Source organism: Arenibacter hampyeongensis (assembly GCF_002909255.1).
Lineage (GTDB): Bacteria > Bacteroidota > Bacteroidia > Flavobacteriales > Flavobacteriaceae > Arenibacter > Arenibacter hampyeongensis.
In genome coordinates this window covers 105,940-122,106 of the sequence record NZ_PIOB01000009.1, presented here as the reverse complement: position 1 = coordinate 122,106, position 16,167 = coordinate 105,940, and the positions used below count along the sequence as shown (strand labels likewise).

22 protein-coding genes are annotated in these 16,167 nt (G+C 36.6%); 4 read left to right on the top strand and 18 right to left on the bottom strand.

The features are described from left to right. Positions 1–65: 65 nt before the first annotated feature. From CWD91_RS18545 to istA, 5 genes are read right to left on the bottom strand one after another with little or no spacing between them, the layout of a single operon-like run. Entirely contained in the window at positions 66–1,097 is a 1,032-nt protein-coding gene (locus tag CWD91_RS18545) for a tyrosine-type recombinase/integrase (protein ID WP_103442473.1), read from the bottom strand. Then, positions 1,081–2,088 carry a tyrosine-type recombinase/integrase gene (locus CWD91_RS18540; RefSeq protein WP_103442472.1) on the bottom strand — a complete coding sequence of 336 codons (1,008 nt, stop codon included), beginning with the start codon at positions 2,086–2,088 and terminating at the stop codon, positions 1,081–1,083. The genes CWD91_RS18545 and CWD91_RS18540 overlap by 17 nt, the downstream gene beginning before the upstream one ends. After that, positions 2,081–3,352: a site-specific integrase gene (locus CWD91_RS18535; protein ID WP_103442471.1), complete on the bottom strand. Its 1,272-nt coding sequence runs from the start codon at positions 3,350–3,352 to the stop codon at positions 2,081–2,083. The genes CWD91_RS18540 and CWD91_RS18535 overlap by 8 nt, the downstream gene beginning before the upstream one ends. A gap of 59 nt (positions 3,353–3,411) precedes the next feature. Continuing rightward, on the bottom strand, positions 3,412–4,161 hold the full coding sequence (gene istB / locus CWD91_RS18530; protein WP_103442470.1) for an IS21-like element helper ATPase IstB: 750 nt from the start codon (positions 4,159–4,161) through the stop codon (positions 3,412–3,414). Positions 4,162–4,185: 24 nt separating this feature from the next. Beyond that, positions 4,186–5,739 carry an IS21 family transposase gene (istA, locus tag CWD91_RS18525; protein WP_103442469.1) on the bottom strand — a complete coding sequence of 518 codons (1,554 nt, stop codon included), beginning with the start codon at positions 5,737–5,739 and terminating at the stop codon, positions 4,186–4,188. Positions 5,740–5,770: 31 nt separating this feature from the next. Here istA and CWD91_RS18520 point away from each other — a divergent pair, with 31 nt between their 5' ends. Further along, positions 5,771–6,064, top strand: a complete 294-nt coding sequence (locus tag CWD91_RS18520; protein WP_103442468.1) for a hypothetical protein — start codon at positions 5,771–5,773, stop codon at positions 6,062–6,064. 17 nt (positions 6,065–6,081) lie between these two features. Here CWD91_RS18520 and CWD91_RS18515 read toward each other — a convergent pair whose 3' ends face one another. The 10 genes from CWD91_RS18515 to CWD91_RS18465 all read right to left on the bottom strand — a co-directional run bounded on the left by CWD91_RS18515 (position 6,082) and on the right by CWD91_RS18465 (position 12,418). Beyond that, positions 6,082–7,044 (bottom strand): endonuclease/exonuclease/phosphatase family protein, encoded by a 963-nt coding sequence (locus tag CWD91_RS18515; protein ID WP_103442467.1) that lies wholly within the window; start codon positions 7,042–7,044, stop codon positions 6,082–6,084. A gap of 114 nt (positions 7,045–7,158) precedes the next feature. Then, positions 7,159–8,109, bottom strand: coding sequence for a hypothetical protein (locus tag CWD91_RS18510; RefSeq protein WP_103442466.1), 951 nt, complete (start codon positions 8,107–8,109; stop codon positions 7,159–7,161). A gap of 106 nt (positions 8,110–8,215) precedes the next feature. Further along, on the bottom strand, positions 8,216–9,091 hold the full coding sequence (locus CWD91_RS18505; protein WP_103442465.1) for a hypothetical protein: 876 nt from the start codon (positions 9,089–9,091) through the stop codon (positions 8,216–8,218). Between the two features lie 106 nt (positions 9,092–9,197). After that, the gene (locus CWD91_RS18500) at positions 9,198–9,809 is read right to left on the bottom strand and encodes a plasmid pRiA4b ORF-3 family protein (protein ID WP_103442464.1); all 612 of its coding nucleotides are present in this window, start codon (positions 9,807–9,809) and stop codon (positions 9,198–9,200) included. Positions 9,810–9,820: 11 nt separating this feature from the next. Then, entirely contained in the window at positions 9,821–10,021 is a 201-nt protein-coding gene (locus tag CWD91_RS18495) for a hypothetical protein (protein ID WP_103442463.1), read from the bottom strand. 401 nt (positions 10,022–10,422) lie between these two features. Further along, entirely contained in the window at positions 10,423–10,632 is a 210-nt protein-coding gene (locus CWD91_RS18485) for a hypothetical protein (protein WP_103442461.1), read from the bottom strand. Between the two features lie 123 nt (positions 10,633–10,755). Then, entirely contained in the window at positions 10,756–11,364 is a 609-nt protein-coding gene (locus tag CWD91_RS18480; protein WP_157943837.1) for a hypothetical protein, read from the bottom strand. Positions 11,365–11,487: 123 nt separating this feature from the next. After that, positions 11,488–11,673 carry a hypothetical protein gene (locus CWD91_RS18475; protein WP_103442459.1) on the bottom strand — a complete coding sequence of 62 codons (186 nt, stop codon included), beginning with the start codon at positions 11,671–11,673 and terminating at the stop codon, positions 11,488–11,490. Positions 11,674–11,683: 10 nt separating this feature from the next. Next, the gene (locus CWD91_RS18470) at positions 11,684–11,875 is read right to left on the bottom strand and encodes a hypothetical protein (RefSeq protein WP_031445851.1); all 192 of its coding nucleotides are present in this window, start codon (positions 11,873–11,875) and stop codon (positions 11,684–11,686) included. Between the two features lie 96 nt (positions 11,876–11,971). Beyond that, positions 11,972–12,418, bottom strand: a complete 447-nt coding sequence (locus tag CWD91_RS18465) for a hypothetical protein (protein ID WP_103442458.1) — start codon at positions 12,416–12,418, stop codon at positions 11,972–11,974. Positions 12,419–13,122: 704 nt separating this feature from the next. On the opposite strand from CWD91_RS18465, the gene CWD91_RS18460 reads away from it, so the two are divergent. From CWD91_RS18460 to CWD91_RS18450, 3 genes are read left to right on the top strand one after another with little or no spacing between them, the layout of a single operon-like run. Beyond that, the gene (locus CWD91_RS18460) at positions 13,123–13,458 is read left to right on the top strand and encodes a hypothetical protein (RefSeq protein ID WP_157943836.1); all 336 of its coding nucleotides are present in this window, start codon (positions 13,123–13,125) and stop codon (positions 13,456–13,458) included. Positions 13,459–13,460: 2 nt separating this feature from the next. Continuing rightward, positions 13,461–14,381 (top strand): MvdC/MvdD family ATP grasp protein, encoded by a 921-nt coding sequence (locus CWD91_RS18455; protein ID WP_103442456.1) that lies wholly within the window; start codon positions 13,461–13,463, stop codon positions 14,379–14,381. Between the two features lies 1 nt (position 14,382). Then, positions 14,383–14,922, top strand: a complete 540-nt coding sequence (locus CWD91_RS18450) for a hypothetical protein (protein ID WP_103442455.1) — start codon at positions 14,383–14,385, stop codon at positions 14,920–14,922. Between the two features lie 82 nt (positions 14,923–15,004). On the opposite strand, the gene CWD91_RS18445 is transcribed toward CWD91_RS18450, so the two are convergent. The 3 genes from CWD91_RS18445 to CWD91_RS18435 form a co-directional block, all read right to left on the bottom strand. After that, complete coding sequence (locus CWD91_RS18445) at positions 15,005–15,394, bottom strand: hypothetical protein (protein ID WP_103442454.1); 390 nt, start codon at positions 15,392–15,394, stop codon at positions 15,005–15,007. After that, the gene (locus CWD91_RS18440) at positions 15,375–15,662 is read right to left on the bottom strand and encodes a hypothetical protein (RefSeq protein ID WP_103442453.1); all 288 of its coding nucleotides are present in this window, start codon (positions 15,660–15,662) and stop codon (positions 15,375–15,377) included. Before CWD91_RS18440 ends, CWD91_RS18445 begins: the two co-directional genes overlap by 20 nt. Positions 15,663–15,741: 79 nt before the next feature. Continuing rightward, positions 15,742–16,125 carry a hypothetical protein gene (locus CWD91_RS18435; RefSeq protein WP_103442452.1) on the bottom strand — a complete coding sequence of 128 codons (384 nt, stop codon included), beginning with the start codon at positions 16,123–16,125 and terminating at the stop codon, positions 15,742–15,744. Positions 16,126–16,167 lie beyond the last annotated feature (42 nt).

Here is a 16,167-nt window from a genome sequence, read left to right as displayed (position 1 = left end):
GATGTAAAGCGTGTTGAACTTTAGCATATTACGTTACAACTTTACATTTGGACTTTACATAATAATTATACCTTACCCAACCCTTTCAGCCAAGTTATCAGGTTCTTGTTATCTATCCATTCTCCTGTTATCATACTAGGTGTAAGGCATTCTGATGCTTGTTCTATTGCTTCTCTTTTCTGTTTTGAATCGGCCCTTGCGTATACCTCTGTAGTCTGGATAGAAGTATGTCCCAGCAAGTCTCTTATCCAAATTAGATTTACTCCAGATTGCAACAGATGCATAGCCCGGCTGTGTCTAAGCTGATGGCAACTAATTATTTCAGGGATCATATTAGAATTACATACACGAGCCATATCTGCATATTTTTTTAAAATGTAACTTATTCCAGCTCTGGTGAGTTTATTTCCCGCGCTATTACAGAATACAGGTTTTTTTATATTCAGCTCATAATCAATGTTATGTCTATTCATATACTCCTTGAGTATTGCAACAACATGTTCAGAAAGAGGTACTATCCTCACTTTTCTCCCTTTTCCATATACCCGGATTGAGTATGGCCTATACTGGATTCTTAATGACTCTACCGTTAGGTCGACCAGTTCCTGTACCCTACAACCTGTATCATACATCAACGCGAGTATCGCTAGATGCCTTAACTCCTTATAACATGTACTATCTGGTTGTTCCAGTAGTAGCTTTATCCCTTCCTTTGTGAAGTGTGCTGGAGTTGGATGTTGTTTTTTTAGGTTCTTGATTGCCATTATTCTTTGCCACTGTTCAAGATGCTCTATGGTTTCATACTGAAGATATGATACAAAGGAACGGATAGCCGCTAACCTACTATTTCGGGTGGCGATGCTATTTCCTTGCTTATCGATCAGCCATCGAAGATATCCAAGCACGTTATCTCTGTTAATGTCTGACAATGCTGCATTTTCAATTTTTATTTGCTTTTCATCTCTCAAGTAGGAAAAGAAGGAGACAAAAGAATCGCGGTATGCAGATATTGTATTCGGACTGACATTTCGTTCGTGCGGGAGATATACGCCAAGGAAGCCTGTCATATATTTTGCTAAGTTATTCGTTGTTGTCATGTTTTTTCGGATATATAAAATTGTTCAGGGAAGAGCATTGTTCCAATAGCTCAGGGTATTCACTGCAAGTTAGCCTTACATACCCTTCAGTGGATGAGAGAGACTTGTGCCCAAGACTAGCGGACAGCAATGGAAGGGCAGCGTATATATCTAACCCTTCTCTCACCATTTTTGCAAGAGAATGTGTTGCCATGGTATGTCTAAGATCTTGTACACGAGGTCCAAAGCGTTCACCCTTATATGCAATCCCACATTGCCCGTATACCTTTTTGAACCAGTGGTATGCATTAGCGGAAGAAAGCGCTTCGCCATTTAACTTGATAAAGAACGGATGATCGTGGTCAGTAATATCCTGTACTGGAAGCATACTCCGGTAATGTAGATATTTCTGAAGATTCTCCTTTAAGGTGTTGCATATAGGAACCAAACGTTCTTCTCCATTTTTAGTACTGCCCCATGTCCCTACTTTTAGAATGTTCCTATCAAGATCCACATCCTTGTTCCTCAATGAAATGGCTTCTGTGATTCTTAGACCCGTACTATATAAAAGCCGAATAAGACAAGGCACTGATATAATTGGGTCGTCTTTTCGGCGACTTTGGCGCAGGAGCCTGTCAGACTCCTGGAATATGGATTGCATCTGTTCTTCTGAGAAGATATAGGGTATAAAACCTCGATCATTCGTACATTTCGGCAAGGGCATGATATATGATTTAATCCCATGCTCCTTCATGTATTTAGCCAGTTGCGACAATCTGGAACATTTTCCATAGAACGTCCTGCTACAGTCATTTTCTCTCGACTTTGCCCAAGTTCCTATCAGATCTTTCGTAATGATCGGTTCCGACAAGCCATATTGTATGGTAAACTCATCAAACTCTTTGTAAGTCCACTTGGTCCCAATTACAGTTTGCCCGCAGGATTCTTTTATACGAATCAGGGCTTTCATATAGGGAGCCAGTACTCCTTGATAATCAAATGGATCAGTCATAAAACAACCCTCCTTTCTGCTTGTAAAAGTTATCCTGTGATTCCGGAACGTCCAAGACGCATTGTAGCAGATGCAATAGATCTATCCGCACATAGTTTCTTGTGGAGTCCAATTCTGAATGGCCCAGTGTTTCTGATATAATTGGGATAGGTATGGATTTATCCAACATCCTCTGTGCAAGACTAAACCTCAATGCATGCCCCCCGTGATGCCTGTTCTCGATCTCTATTTTTGAAGATTTAAAAACAACACTGATAGCCCCATGAACGGATGCCCCATTAAGCTCTTCATACGGGGCACGACAGCTTAAGAACACCTTGTCAGACATGGATTTTGGTCGTGCATAGCGTAGATAATCTATAATAGCATTACCAACGATAGGTAAAAGTGGAACGGTCAGCGGATTTTCAGTCTTATATTGTATAAGATTTATTTTATTGTTTTCCCAATCTATATTACTGAAGTTCAGATTGGCAACGTCGGAGACACGCAGCCCTATGCGGGAACATAACAACACCATAGCATAGTTCCGTTTCCCCACATTACTTGAACGAGATATCGACTGTTCTACCTTAAGCACTTCATCTGGAGCGTAAAATGAAGGGATTTTCACGCGCTTGAATCTCTTACCAATTGATTTCAGCAAATACGAATAGTCCTTTGTTATGAGGTTTTTGTGAAAGAGGAAGGAAAGGAAGCGCCTCGTAGTATCGATATACTCCTTCTGTTGATGTTCGCGACTTTCAATATACTTTATTATTGCTTCTTCTGTTATTTCGGAAAGATTATCTATTCCTGTCCCTAACAGATATTCAATAAAATTGCTCATTGTTTTTTTGTAACGCTGGAGAGTTTTCTTCTCGTCTATGCGCCTGGATTTCAAGAAGTCAAGATATTGATTGGCAGCGTCCCCAATTTCACCCCTAAGGGGGTATTGTACTGCACGATGCATTCTTCCACCAAGATTGTTATTTAACAACACATTGGTTAACACATCAATGCTCTTGATAAGGTCCCGATGATGGAATGTAACATTGTACCCATCATGACATGTCATCGCAAATTCATTGCCGACATTTTCATCATACTCAACCAAACCCCTTGAGAACATGTACGCAAGTATGCCTTTCTTCCACAGCCAATTATAGGTGTCGATGCGACTACTTGAATATCTCGTTTCTTTTAAAAGTTGGTTGCCACGTTCAATAAGTTTTTGAATTTCCATAAATTTTACTTTTAATGTTGATTTTGTAATATGCCACATTAAAATTATGGAAAGTCATTATGCGTAGTTCAATGATAATTCACTGTAAATGAGAACCTTTAATGGAAGAGTAAGATTGTAATTATCATAACCATATTGTTGTCATAACCTTTTAGGTCCAATCTGTGCGATGAGTTCACTATCCTGTCCAATATAGCATCGGCAATGGTGCTTTCCCCAATAATATCATACCACGCGGATACGGGTATCTGGGAGGATATGATGGTCGAGGCCTTATTGTAACGGTCATCGATGATATCCATCAGTGCCTCGCGGGCATGGTTGTCAAAACTCTGCAGTCCAAAGTCGTCCAGGATCAACAGGTCCGTTTTCAGGATCTTGTCCAGCTCCTTGAGATAGGTACCGTCCACTTTGCATAGTTTCAGTTTTTTAAGGAGCCTGGCCGTATTGGCGTATATGGCCCTTTGTTCCATCATACATGCCTGATGTCCCAGTGCCTGTGCCAGATAGCTTTTGCCCGTTCCCGAGGCCCCGGTGAGGATGATGTTTTCCTTCCGGGCCATAAAATCCAAGGTCCCCAGGCGGGCGAACATGTTCCTGTCCAGGTTGCGTTGCTGGGCATAGTTCACCTCGGCCAGGTTGGCGGACTGTGCGAACCCCGCCTGTTTCAACAACCGTTGGATCTTCCGGTTCTGGCGGTCCTCCCACTGGTGGTCCGTGAGCAGGGCCAGGTATTCATCTGCGGTAATGTCGGCCACACCGTTGTCCCTTACGTACTGTAGGTGCAATTGGGCCATGGCCGTAAGGCGCATCTGTTTCAATTTTTCGATCGTCTGTTCATTGTTCATAATATATTGGATTTAAGTTATTTATTATCGGTAAGCGGAGGCGCCCCGTATGTTCCCGTGGTCAGGGATATGGCTCTTGTCCTCTTCGAGGTCCCGGTAGAACAGGGAGCTTTTGTCCAGGTTGTTCTTCAGTATGTTCCTGATCCGCATATAGGTGGCGGCATCTGCCTGCAGGGCCCTTTTGCAGGCATTGTCCAGACGTTCGGAGCCATATGCCTTATGGAGCTGTATGACCCCCATGGCCCGTTTATATCCTATTTCCGGATAGTCCCCCTTGGCGAGTATCGCCTCCACACAGCCCAGTACATGGTCGCCGTGTCGGGCCGCTTTCTTTTTAAAGAACTCCGGGCTCCAGTCACTATAATATTTATGGGTGCTGCTAAGATGTTCCCTGTTGGTATTATAGCTGCCTTTTTCCGTATGGCGCCGGTGCAGGGCTATCCGCTTTTGGTGGTAATAGACCTCGACAACGGAACCCGTGTAATGGATGGTGGTCTCTTTTCCGATATAGCGGTAGGGAACGCTATAATAGCTCTTGTCCGGGGAGAAGTATACATAGCCCATCTTCTGGACCTTGGCCCTGCGGTAATCCTTTAGCTCGTACGCACTCTCGGGCAGGGGCTTGAGGTATTCCCTTTCCACGGATTGGAACAATTCCCTGCGACTGGCCTCCTTTCGCTTGAACAATAGATCGTTATAGGTTTCCAACAGGCGTTTTATCTCCCGGTTCAGATCTGCCAAAGAGAAGAACACCATTTCCCTTAAGGGGTAGTAGATACGCTGGTAGGCAAGGTGCACGGCGTTCTCCACCAGGGCCTTGTCCTGGGGGGAATACCCCCGGGCGGGGTTTATGGCGCAGTTATAATGGCGTGCAAAATCCTTGAAGCTCCGGTTGATGTCCGCCTCATATCTGCTGGCCCTGGTCACCGCCGATTTCAGGTTGTCCGAGACGATGGCCTTGGGCACTCCCCCGTAAAAGTTCAGGGCACTGGTACAACAGCTGATCAGGTCCTCCCGTTTTTGGCTCCTGCAGGCCTCCACATAGGTATACTGGCTATTGGGCAGGATGGCCACGAACACTTCCACCGGGACCACTTCCCCAGTGTCCCTATCAACAATATGGAGCTTCTTGCCGGCGAAGTCGATGAACATTTCCTTTCCGGGATCGTGCTCGAGTTTCATCGAGCCTTTGGTCTTGGCATATTTGCGCCGGTAATGTTCCATGAACTGGGTGTAGCCATAAGGTTCTTTGGCCTGCTGTACGTACTGCTGATAATGATATAGAAAGGTAAATCCGGGATGGTTCCGGGCCTTGTTGACCCCCTCAAAACACCGCATGAGCTCGTCGTAACGCCTGTTGTCTATGGTCGTGTGCGAGGGAAAGAGGGCTTCCAGGGCCCCATTGTCAAGGGCCAATAATTCTTTAAGGGAGCGGTCACAGGCCCCGTACAGCCGCATATATGTATTTACCGTATTACGGGATATCCCTAAGGCGGCACCTATCTTATGGTTGCTGAACCCATCGAGATGAAGGGAAATAATCTGTTTTAAGTCCATTGGATCAAGTGTGTTGGCCATATCGCTTTTTTGGCGACAAGGTAATTGTTACTTGATCTTTCAAAGTGGCACAAAACGAACCGAAGTATCCACCAAAGACAACACTATTTTAAAAAAGTATACTACTTCTGATGGTTATAGTGGCTTGATATTGATTCAGAATTTGGTGCCCGAAGAGGAAATTGGTACTAAAGTTGAAATCCTAGACGAAGCTGTTGAAGACAATACGGCTTGGGTCAAATATAATTCTTCATTTGACAAAAAGCCTGGGATTTTCAAATTGATCAAAGAGAATGATCAGTGGAAAGTTACCAGTAAAGGGCCTAGGGAAAAGGGACCTTTTTAAAAGAAATAATCATTATTTTAAACTTTGAATTCCGCCCATAGCGGATAATGGTCCGATATGAGCCAAGAAAGACTGTTTTTGGTCAATCCACGGTTTTGAAGTGCTATTGGAACAAAATCATAGTTGCCTCCGTTCAGGAATTCCATTGAAAGCTTTGGTCCGTTCGGCGGGCCATCGAACCAAGCAATTTGATCATAGTACTTAGTTTGGTCAAAAATCGATCTCGTTACTTCCTTTTTCTGAAGTTGAGGGGGCACGTACAATCCTTCCGATAAGAACGTTTTGTCCAAAAGATCCCCGCGTTCATCTATATTGAAATCTCCCAGGGCAATAAGGTCATGATGATAGGCATTCATATCATTCGCCCAGCTTGATAACCATTTCGCGATTCCCTTTAACTCTTGGATACGGCTTTTAGGACTGTCCCCGTATAAAATATGCAAGGTCACCAAAATAAAAGTGTGCTTACCGGACTGAAAGCTTACAGCGTAAGGAGATCGTACGAATTGTTTCACCAATGCGCCATCATTTATGTCGTCCTCCCATTCTTCTGGGACAACCAATTCTCCGGCAAGTCCGGACATTTGGACTCTTCTGGTGTCGAACAGGTAGGCCATGCGTTCCCCGTTACCAACCTTGCCCTTATTAACATCCGTAAGTATTAAGGACCAATTATGGCCCAGTATTTTGAGTGTATCCCGTAAGGCCCTGATATTGTCCTTGACCTCTTGGACCGCGATCACATCGAACCTTTTGATAATCTCGGCAATGCAGAGAATGGAATGAAGATCACGCTTGGGAGAATCATTTTCATCCGAATCCCATTTTCGGGTCAAATTACCGAAGGCCCGAATGTTCCATGAGGCAATCAATAAATTTTGGTCAAGTTTTTTTGGTGGGATCTTTGATTCCAGATCTGATCGTAATAGATCAAGATTTTCTAAGACCTCAATGGGCGGAATGTCGGTTATGGAGTTCATTATTTAAATTTAAGCTATTTTCACGCTTATCACTCAGCTAATCATAGCAAACACCTTAATATTTGAAAATCGTTTATTTGAACTTTTGGTTAACTCAGTTCTTAGCTGTAGTATTTATTCTTTAAATCTGTCCTTATCTAATAAATACTCTTGTCCTCGGACTAAATAATTATAGAACTCAATTAAGTAAATATCTAAAGGTTTCAATTTATTAAATGAATTTTCACTATTTGGGAAATATTTTATAAAGTCAATTATAAATATTGAAGATAGTATGTAAGAGTATCTCAATAAATCTTGTGCATTTTGAATCCAAATTTTTTCTTCTTTGAAATTGTTTCCATAATCAAATACTGATTTCCAAGTTGGATGACTATAAAATGATAGAATTGTATATAATAGTGGTATGGATTTTTGTGTATCGGGAAAATTGTCAGCTAACTTCTGCCAATCATAAATTTTAACTTCTCCATTTATAATAGAAAATTTGTAATCTTTATTTTTTAATATAATTCGAATTTTCCTTTTATTATCATCGTTTAGTTCATTGTAAATTTTAGAGTTTTCAATATTTGTTTTTAAAGCAATTAATCTGTGTTTGTCTTTTTGTAAAAGTGATTTTTGCTCGTCATTTGTCGCTTGATTTTCAAGTTTTAGTCTATATTTTAAGCTTGAATATTCCCATATATTTAATTTTAAAATTAATTCATCCTTATTTGTTGAATGGATAAAAAAATTATTAAATAGGCAAACTGTCTCAAACAAGTTTCTAATATTGTTAGCAACTAAATTTGTATCAATAATATCATTTTTGAAATGAAATTCGTCATTTGAAAAATTAATCCCATTTAAATTTTCCCTGATGTTAAATAATTTTGTAAAAATCATTTGAGCAATAATCTTCGCATATTTCTGTTCAGCGAAATCAATAGGGTCAGTATGATGTTTTATTGATAAACTATATATACTGTTCATCAATATATCTAAAATCTTTTTTGAATCTCGGATATTTTTGGATTCCGCTAATTCACCTATTTCTAATAATATATTTATTGGTTTGCTCATTTTTGGATATTACTGCTAACATCGGGATAGAATCATTGATGCTATCGTTTAATTGAACTTGACTATGGTTAGATTATAATTTTGGAAAGGCATAATGTTCATATATTTATTTTAATTTACCCATTTCAGGAGAAGTCGAAACGGTTTTTGCCTTTCCTTTAACCATGGTCTCAGAGATAAATACTACCTGTCCTTTCTTGTTAACAAATTTCTCTGATCTGAGGTGCCTAAAATGACCCTTTCTGAAATGTGGCCTTTTTGAGAGCTTTGAACCTTCATTTTCTTTAATCTTGTCAGATAACTTTAATGAAAAGTTTCTTGCTGACAAATCTTCATTTCTTTCCAACAAATTCTTTGGAACCCCATCATCAACACATTCAGGGAAGCAACTCATGTAGGCTATTGTATTAATGACAAGTCTGAACATTTTGGTGTGAGTTAATGAGATATTGTCATTTTTCTTATTGACATCAACATAGAATTTATCTGACATTCTTCCCCCATGTTCTCCAAGTGAATAGTATAGCTCAAGGCAACCATCTTCTTCCACACTAAGAGAAAAGGCATATCCCTCAGATTCATATGGGATGTGCAAAGCAAATTGATATACCACATGATTAATCTTTTTGTTGGAATATAAATGAAATACACTTCGGTTTTGACCGTTTTCGTAAAGAAAGTGCTTGATACCTTCCAAATCTGACAAAGTTGTACCTTCAAGGAAGTCTCGCAAGTGTTTGTCAACGAAGAAAACATGTAGTAAGTCTCCTTTTGAATCGACTCTCCACATTTCCCAACCTGATACTATTAATTGTTTAGAGGCATACGTTTCGTAGGCCGTTACTGGGCTGTTTAAAATGTTATTTCTGAGCACCTCAAATATTTGATCATCTGTAAAATCTGGAGTAAACCGCTTTTGCTTCCTATAAAGGTTATCCCAAAAATGCTTAAGAGGTCTGCTGTAATATACTTTTCTGGCCATGTCAATTTTATTTCATGAGTTGAGCCTTTGTAAATTGCTTTTTTTCTAGATATGTAAAACACTCCGCTAAATAACCAATTTGGAATAATATCCTTTATTTGAACTCTTACTGGTTACATTCATTCTCCCAATCCTTGATATAAACATCTAAATTGAGCAGTACCCAATTTACCTTTTTAATATAGAATTTTTCAGGATCATATTTGCCATCAATAGCGACAAGCTTACTTTTTACCCATTCTTTAAGCTCTTTATATTCTAAGTGCTTGGGCTTCGCCATAATCTTTAAAAAATCATAAAAACCCGGTAGGCTACCGACATCTTCCGGAGGACAGTTCAACTTACCTGCGCAACAAATCGAAAATGGAATTGTCAGATCCTCTATGATCATTTCCAAAGTCAAGGAATGCTGCCAGTAATCCCCGAAATCATATAGATAGTGCAATTTCTGGCCTTTGGTTTTTAGCACATCACCGATTTTTATCCTTTGCGAATCGATGACCTCATGGGGACCATTAAAACCATCGTCCTCAAATTGTTGGCCGATCCGATAGCTGTCCGCGGTGAATTCGTATAGGTGATAGTTCTCCCACCCCATAACAATTTGAACGATATGGTGAAGCCTGTAAAACGTGATATCGGATGGCACCAAAAATTCCCGCCATATTTTGGGATTACTACCTTCTAACTCAATTCTAAATTTAAAAACTCTACTCAATTTTTAATCCTTTATTTAGACTTTAAAATATTTAATAACCATTCCCTTACTTCTCCTTCAGGACAAGGATCCTTAATCTCTAAAGAAGAAATTCTATTGAAAGCAACTCTAGTTGTTAAACCCAATTCTCTTTTGACATCAGCTATCCAGCAAGGTTTTATAGTTCTTCCTAATTCTTTTTTGGCTAAGCTCTGAATTTGCTTGTATGTCATCCTTTATTTGCCCTTTTTACTATTTAATTAGTCAAGCTGTTTAATCCAATCATGGTCTTCTATCTTGTATAGAAATATTGACGATCCAATCGCAACAACCCAAACCAAAATTGCGACTAAGAAAAAAAGTAAGGCTACATACCACTCTAATTTATCATAATCATATTTACTTAACTTAATTGCTATATACAAAAATGGCATCCAGGAACCTACCCAAAGATTTATAATTACAATTCGCACAAAAATTTTCATCCTTTATTAAAATAAAACTTTTATAAATTTACAAAAACCCTTTAGTGAAATTCCTATTGGACTGTATCCAAAAAGGCGATGGCTTTAGGGTTTTGATTTCTAACTTTTAATTCAATTTTTCAAATTACGTCTTAGTGTAAGCCCATCGTTTAATTAGACTTTGACCGATTATAATTATCAATTAATGCTTCCGACACGATTTGGGCCTTTTCATTACTTATGCAATCAAAAGTAATTTTTTTGGTGCTGGTAAATTCTTTTAGCAGCTTACCAATATCCTCAGCGGTCAGAAAACCATTCTCGCCTAAGTTGTCCAATATATCGCTATATCTATGTGACCTAAATCCATCTTCTAACATATCCTTTATTTGAACTTTTAATTATAATCTGGTTCGCCGAGAAAGTGTCTCATCTCATCTTTTGGCCATCTAGACTTAAAGGTAATGATTTCGAATTTTAGGTTGTACGAAAAAAGGAGGAGGCTACAAATACAAATCCTTTTCAATTCGCTCAGATAATGATTGTACAAAGTTCAGACTACTATTTTCAACTCTTGAATAGAAATTCAACAAGTCCATATAATTCAAGTCCTTTTTATTTTGAAACTCTTTTATATTCTTCGTGTTATTGTCCAGAATATTGAGTGAGTGTTTAATGGCATTGTTTAGATTTCTTAAGTCCCGTATTTCTACATAGTTTGATAATTCCTTTGGGTTTATCTTTTTGGAAGTCAAAAAATCTTCAACATTTTCCCAACGAAATAATTGTCTTTCGTTGATTTCGGAAGAGTATGAGGCTTTCAATAACCACTTTAAATGAGTTTCAAAATGCTTGTACCCGTAAAGTATTTTCATTTCTGAAACGGCATAAAGTTCCTTGTCCAGAAAGTAAACCTCCATGTGTTTCATATATCCGACTCCTTTTTCGTCTGATTCAATTTGAGACTTTAGTTCGATCACTTTCTTTTCAAGGTCTTTTATAAGTTTATTAGAAACGAAATCGTAATGATTATTATCAATATTCATGAAGAAAGTTTGTAGTCCGATCTTTCTTTGCTCTCTTTTGTCCCTAAATGACTCCTGCTCTCTCAAATTTTTATAATTAAACACAATACTGGGATATCATCATTGATAATATCCTGCTAATATGACTAAGTTAAGAATTAGTAGAAAAGAATGCATTTACAGACTTTAAATAATCCTTTATTTGAACTTTTATAAGTGTTCTAAATCTTCAGGGTTCTTAAAGAGTTCTTGACCCGTCTCAACATTTTTCACACCTATTGTTTTCTGTTTCGCAATATTCACAAAAACTTGCTCAATCACAACATATATGTTAGAGGAAAGTTCAGGGTGAATCTCAGGTTTGTACTTTACTTTATCTCCAATTTGAAATGACATATTTAATCCTTTATTTGAACTTTTGCATTGCATCAATTACCAACTTCGCTTTAGATGGATCTAGTTTCTTTAAAGATTCTAACACTTCACCATTAAAGTTAAACTCCGATAATAAATCATCCGATTCAGATCCACTTATTTTACCCTGTTCTTTCAAAGAAAAAAGTAAGTCTCTAAATTTCTTAAAATTATAATCACTCATATTTAGCTATTTGCTTTGTGGATTCTTCGTTTATTTGAACTTTGCTTTTCTCCGAATATCCGTTTTATTTTAACTTTACACGAAGAGGAGGTATATTTAAAGAGGCTTGTCATAGAAAGCATTATCAATATTTCCAACCCAATCATTTAATGCTTTATAATGATGATGAAATATTTCTTGAATACTGTTTTCATCATTGTTCATTATATTTTCAACATCATGCAGTTCTTCCCAAATCCCTTGATTATATACCCCTATAATCTTAAAAGCGATTCGTCCGCTTGCATTATAAACCATTGCGCTTGTCTCAAAAGGCAATATTTTGCCTAAATCTTCAAATAATGACAATGATTTCTTAAACGTTATTCCGGCAGTAGTAATCATATTTCCGGATTTGAAGTCCAATCTTTCAAATAATACAGGGACTGTTTGCCCCTTTGCCTTTTCCGAAAAAACTTTTTTCAAAAGAACGGGGATTTTGAATACGATTTGACCGTCAAACTTATCTACACCGCTGACGGGTGGAATTAAACGAAAGTCCATAGTTGTTGCTAAAAATTAAATGTTGTTTTAATATAATTACGTGAATACATTTTTGGGCTATATACCAGTTTGGTTCTGCTAAGTCTAATGAAAAAAGATAAACGTTTGACATATCAGTTGTATAAACTTTAGTGACTTCATAACCTCCATGTCTCACACTTTCCTTAATGGAAAACGTACTAGCAGTGTTTATCAAAAAAATCTCCCCCCAAAATATCCCTTATTTATGTAAATGTTCAGTAACCTTCTTGTACTGTTGCCCCATCAACAGAATTGTATGTTATTTTATATTGCTACATTACTTTTTTTTTGAACTTTGAAGGAAGATACTAAAAATTCCGTCACACATTAAACTCTTTACAAAAGGTGCGATCTTTAAAGAGTTTAGATAATATTTAATAAAATCAGATATACTTGAGGTTAATAATCAGTTTTAATGTTGGACATTTGATTCTTATAAGGTTAAACAATGACGCTGATTGCTATTCGGAGGTACTTGATTCGGTTGCTTCTTGATTAATGTGGAAACAAATAATTAGTGCCACTCAGGTTTTTGTTTTTAAAGTAAAATTTACTTAACCATTTATCTTAGTTTATTAAAAATTCAATTTTCTTTTTATCAATTAAAACGTTTGGTGTATTTGTAGTATCTTACTGTAATGGATTGATTGTTGAAACCAAAAAGCTAATAAATAAACAGTTATATGAGATATTTACTATTTGAATATGGAGAGTCACCAACTTATATGGCGGACATCCCTCCTGTAAAATATGATTATGAAAAAAATTTAAATGTTTTGGAATCGAACAATACGCCTGCCATAAGTGTTTTGGATAATTGTGTTACTGAGACAGGTACTAAGGTTCATAATGAGTCCGGAGATAGTGATAATAACTTCCCTCTGAATTTCGGAACTCAAACTTTTACATTAGTTGATACTGAGCAATCTGATTCTGATGAGGATTCTGTTTTACTTTCATCTTCTTTAATAACAATGACGACTACAAGGGTGGAAATGGAGAGCACAGATTCTGATTAAAAATGATATTAATAATATCACATAAAGAGGATTACACTTCCGACTACCTAATCAATATTTTAAACAAGAGAGAAATTCCTTATCATAGGTTAAATACAGATGATATTGGTATAAAACACGATATAAACTATCAATCTGGTTCAAATATTAGAATATCGATAGATGGCTATGAAAATTTTAAATCCATTTGGTTCAGAAGAACCAAGTCACCAGATTTTTCATTTTCAAATGAGAATGAAAGGGCTTTTTTCGTTAAGGACTTCAAAGCATTTCTAAATAACCTATGGTCCTCCCTTGATGTAAAAAACTGGATTAGTCACCCTAATAATATTGATAAGGCAGAAAATAAGCTATATCAATTAAAGATAGCTAAGAGTATTGGTTTTGACATCCCTCAAACTATCGTTTCTACGGATAAGGAAAAAATCGAATTATTCTTCAAGGAAAATAATGAACAAGTTATCATAAAACCTTTATTTGGTGGTCGATTTTTTGAAAATGGAAAAGCAAAACTCATTTTCACAAATAAGGTAAAAAAAGAGCATATATTGAATGGGAAAGATTTCATTTCTTTTCCAATGATTTTTCAACAAGAAATAATTAAAAAATATGAGCTCAGAGTTACTGTTGTAGACGACAAGGTGTTTTCTGCTAAAGTAGATTCTCAATCAAATGTTAGTACACAACTTGATTGGAGAAAAGATAGAACACAGTTCACCAAATATAATTTACCAGAGAGTATTACCGAAAAATGCAAAGAAATTGTAAGAACATTAAACCTGAAATTTGGCGCTATAGATTTGATAAAAACAGATTCAGGCTATGTTTTTTTGGAGATTAACCCAAATGGTCAATGGGTTTGGATCGAAAACGATACAGGACTGAAAATCTCTGACGAGATAATTAAGCTTTTAACTAAATAATATGGTTGAAAAAGAAGATAAAAAAGAGTTAATGTATAACAAGGATTTGCTAGATGATTATATCAATTATCTACTGAGACTATTTCAAAACGAGGATAGTCGATTGAATATTATTGAGAGTAAAGTATCACAATTAATAAGTCAATCAGGATTAATAATTTCTATTATTTCATTCATTATTCCGTTGTTTTACGATAAACTTAATTGTCTAGATTTGGGATTTAAGATTGTTTTAGGGTTAATGTTTGTTCTAACAATAATTTTTTTAGGACTGTCCATATTTAAAGCAGGTGGTATATTTAAAATATATAAATTTAAGTATTCTGATTGTTCAGTAGAAACCCTGAAAAAGAATTTCGAAAAAAGCGAAAATTTTAAGGAAGAGTATATTTCAGACTTAATTTATAGTATCAACAATAATAAGGCTTTAAATAACACTAAAGGTTCAATACTAATTTGGGCAAATAGATTTTTTATTTATGGAATTTATAGCTTAATTCTATTATCATTTTTGCTCATCATTGGATACTACTTTGTTTAATTTCTGTTCGTTACATCCCGTTAAGAAATACAAAAGAAATAGTATGAGAAAGGTGTTTTTCATTGATCCTTAATTTGAACTTTTAAGCGTTCAGTTCCCTATATATCATTACTAACTCCATAATTAATTTGCTAGCTGTTTTATTCTTCATTCCATTTTTACCATTCTCAAAAGACCCGACTATAACTTCGCCATTAATCGCAGTTAACGGTCCATTCTTTGTTAGTCTGCCTTTTACTTTATTAAATCTACTCCAATGCTCAATACTGAAATGCTCTTCCCTCAGGTTGAATAAAAAATACTGGAAAGCTTTTGAAAGTCTATCACGAGCATCACCCTCACCAATAGCAAAACATTCGTAAAGGGCTAACATTAATTTTTCTTGGGAGTATGTCATCTTTTTTTGAACTTTAGGTTCCGGGATTAAACCACCATTGTAAAGTGATGAGTTATTAACCTTTCGATTTAACATCTTTAAGTTCTCTCTCGATTATATCCATAATTGAAGAGATGCCATGTTTATATTGAGAAGTTCCTTTCGCTCTGTCAACCATTAAAATGCTTCCTCTAATCCGAATAAGATTTTCTGAATAACCTGCATATTCATAATGATTCTGTTTGTATTCATCTTCAAAATTTGAAATAACTTCGTACACTTTTCTTGCATAATGCCAATCTTGATTTTTATTAAAATTATTATCAAGGTCACGCAGATCTCTATATAGGTCTTCCAATCTCATTTTAATTTTTTTATTTCAAAGTCTCATGTTTATTTGAACTTTAATTAATTAGGTTCTGTGTTGCCCTTTTTAAGGTTGATTAATCAACTAATGTGTTTAAAACATCCCTATCATATGGACTTATTCCAAAGTCACCCAAAACAATTTCATGTCCATAGCTTTTCCATATAATTTCAAAACTCGTTCCGATTGAATCTTCGCTCCATTCCGATTCTGTAAATTGCATTACTGGGCCATGATTTATATCACAGTGATTTGAGGTAACAACCAAACCATTCTCATTATAATTCTTCATTTCTTCAAATATCTGCCTTGTAATATTGTATGCTATTTTTTCATTTTCGAATACTTCTCCTAGCGGAATCTGACTGGCTCCAATTAAAAGTCTTGGAGTTAGTCCATGAAAATATCTCGCAAATTTACCTTCGCGGTAGGCCATTAAGATCTCAACCCAATCCTTCATATCTGTATTATCCTTTAATTGAACTTTAGTTTTTAAACGGTT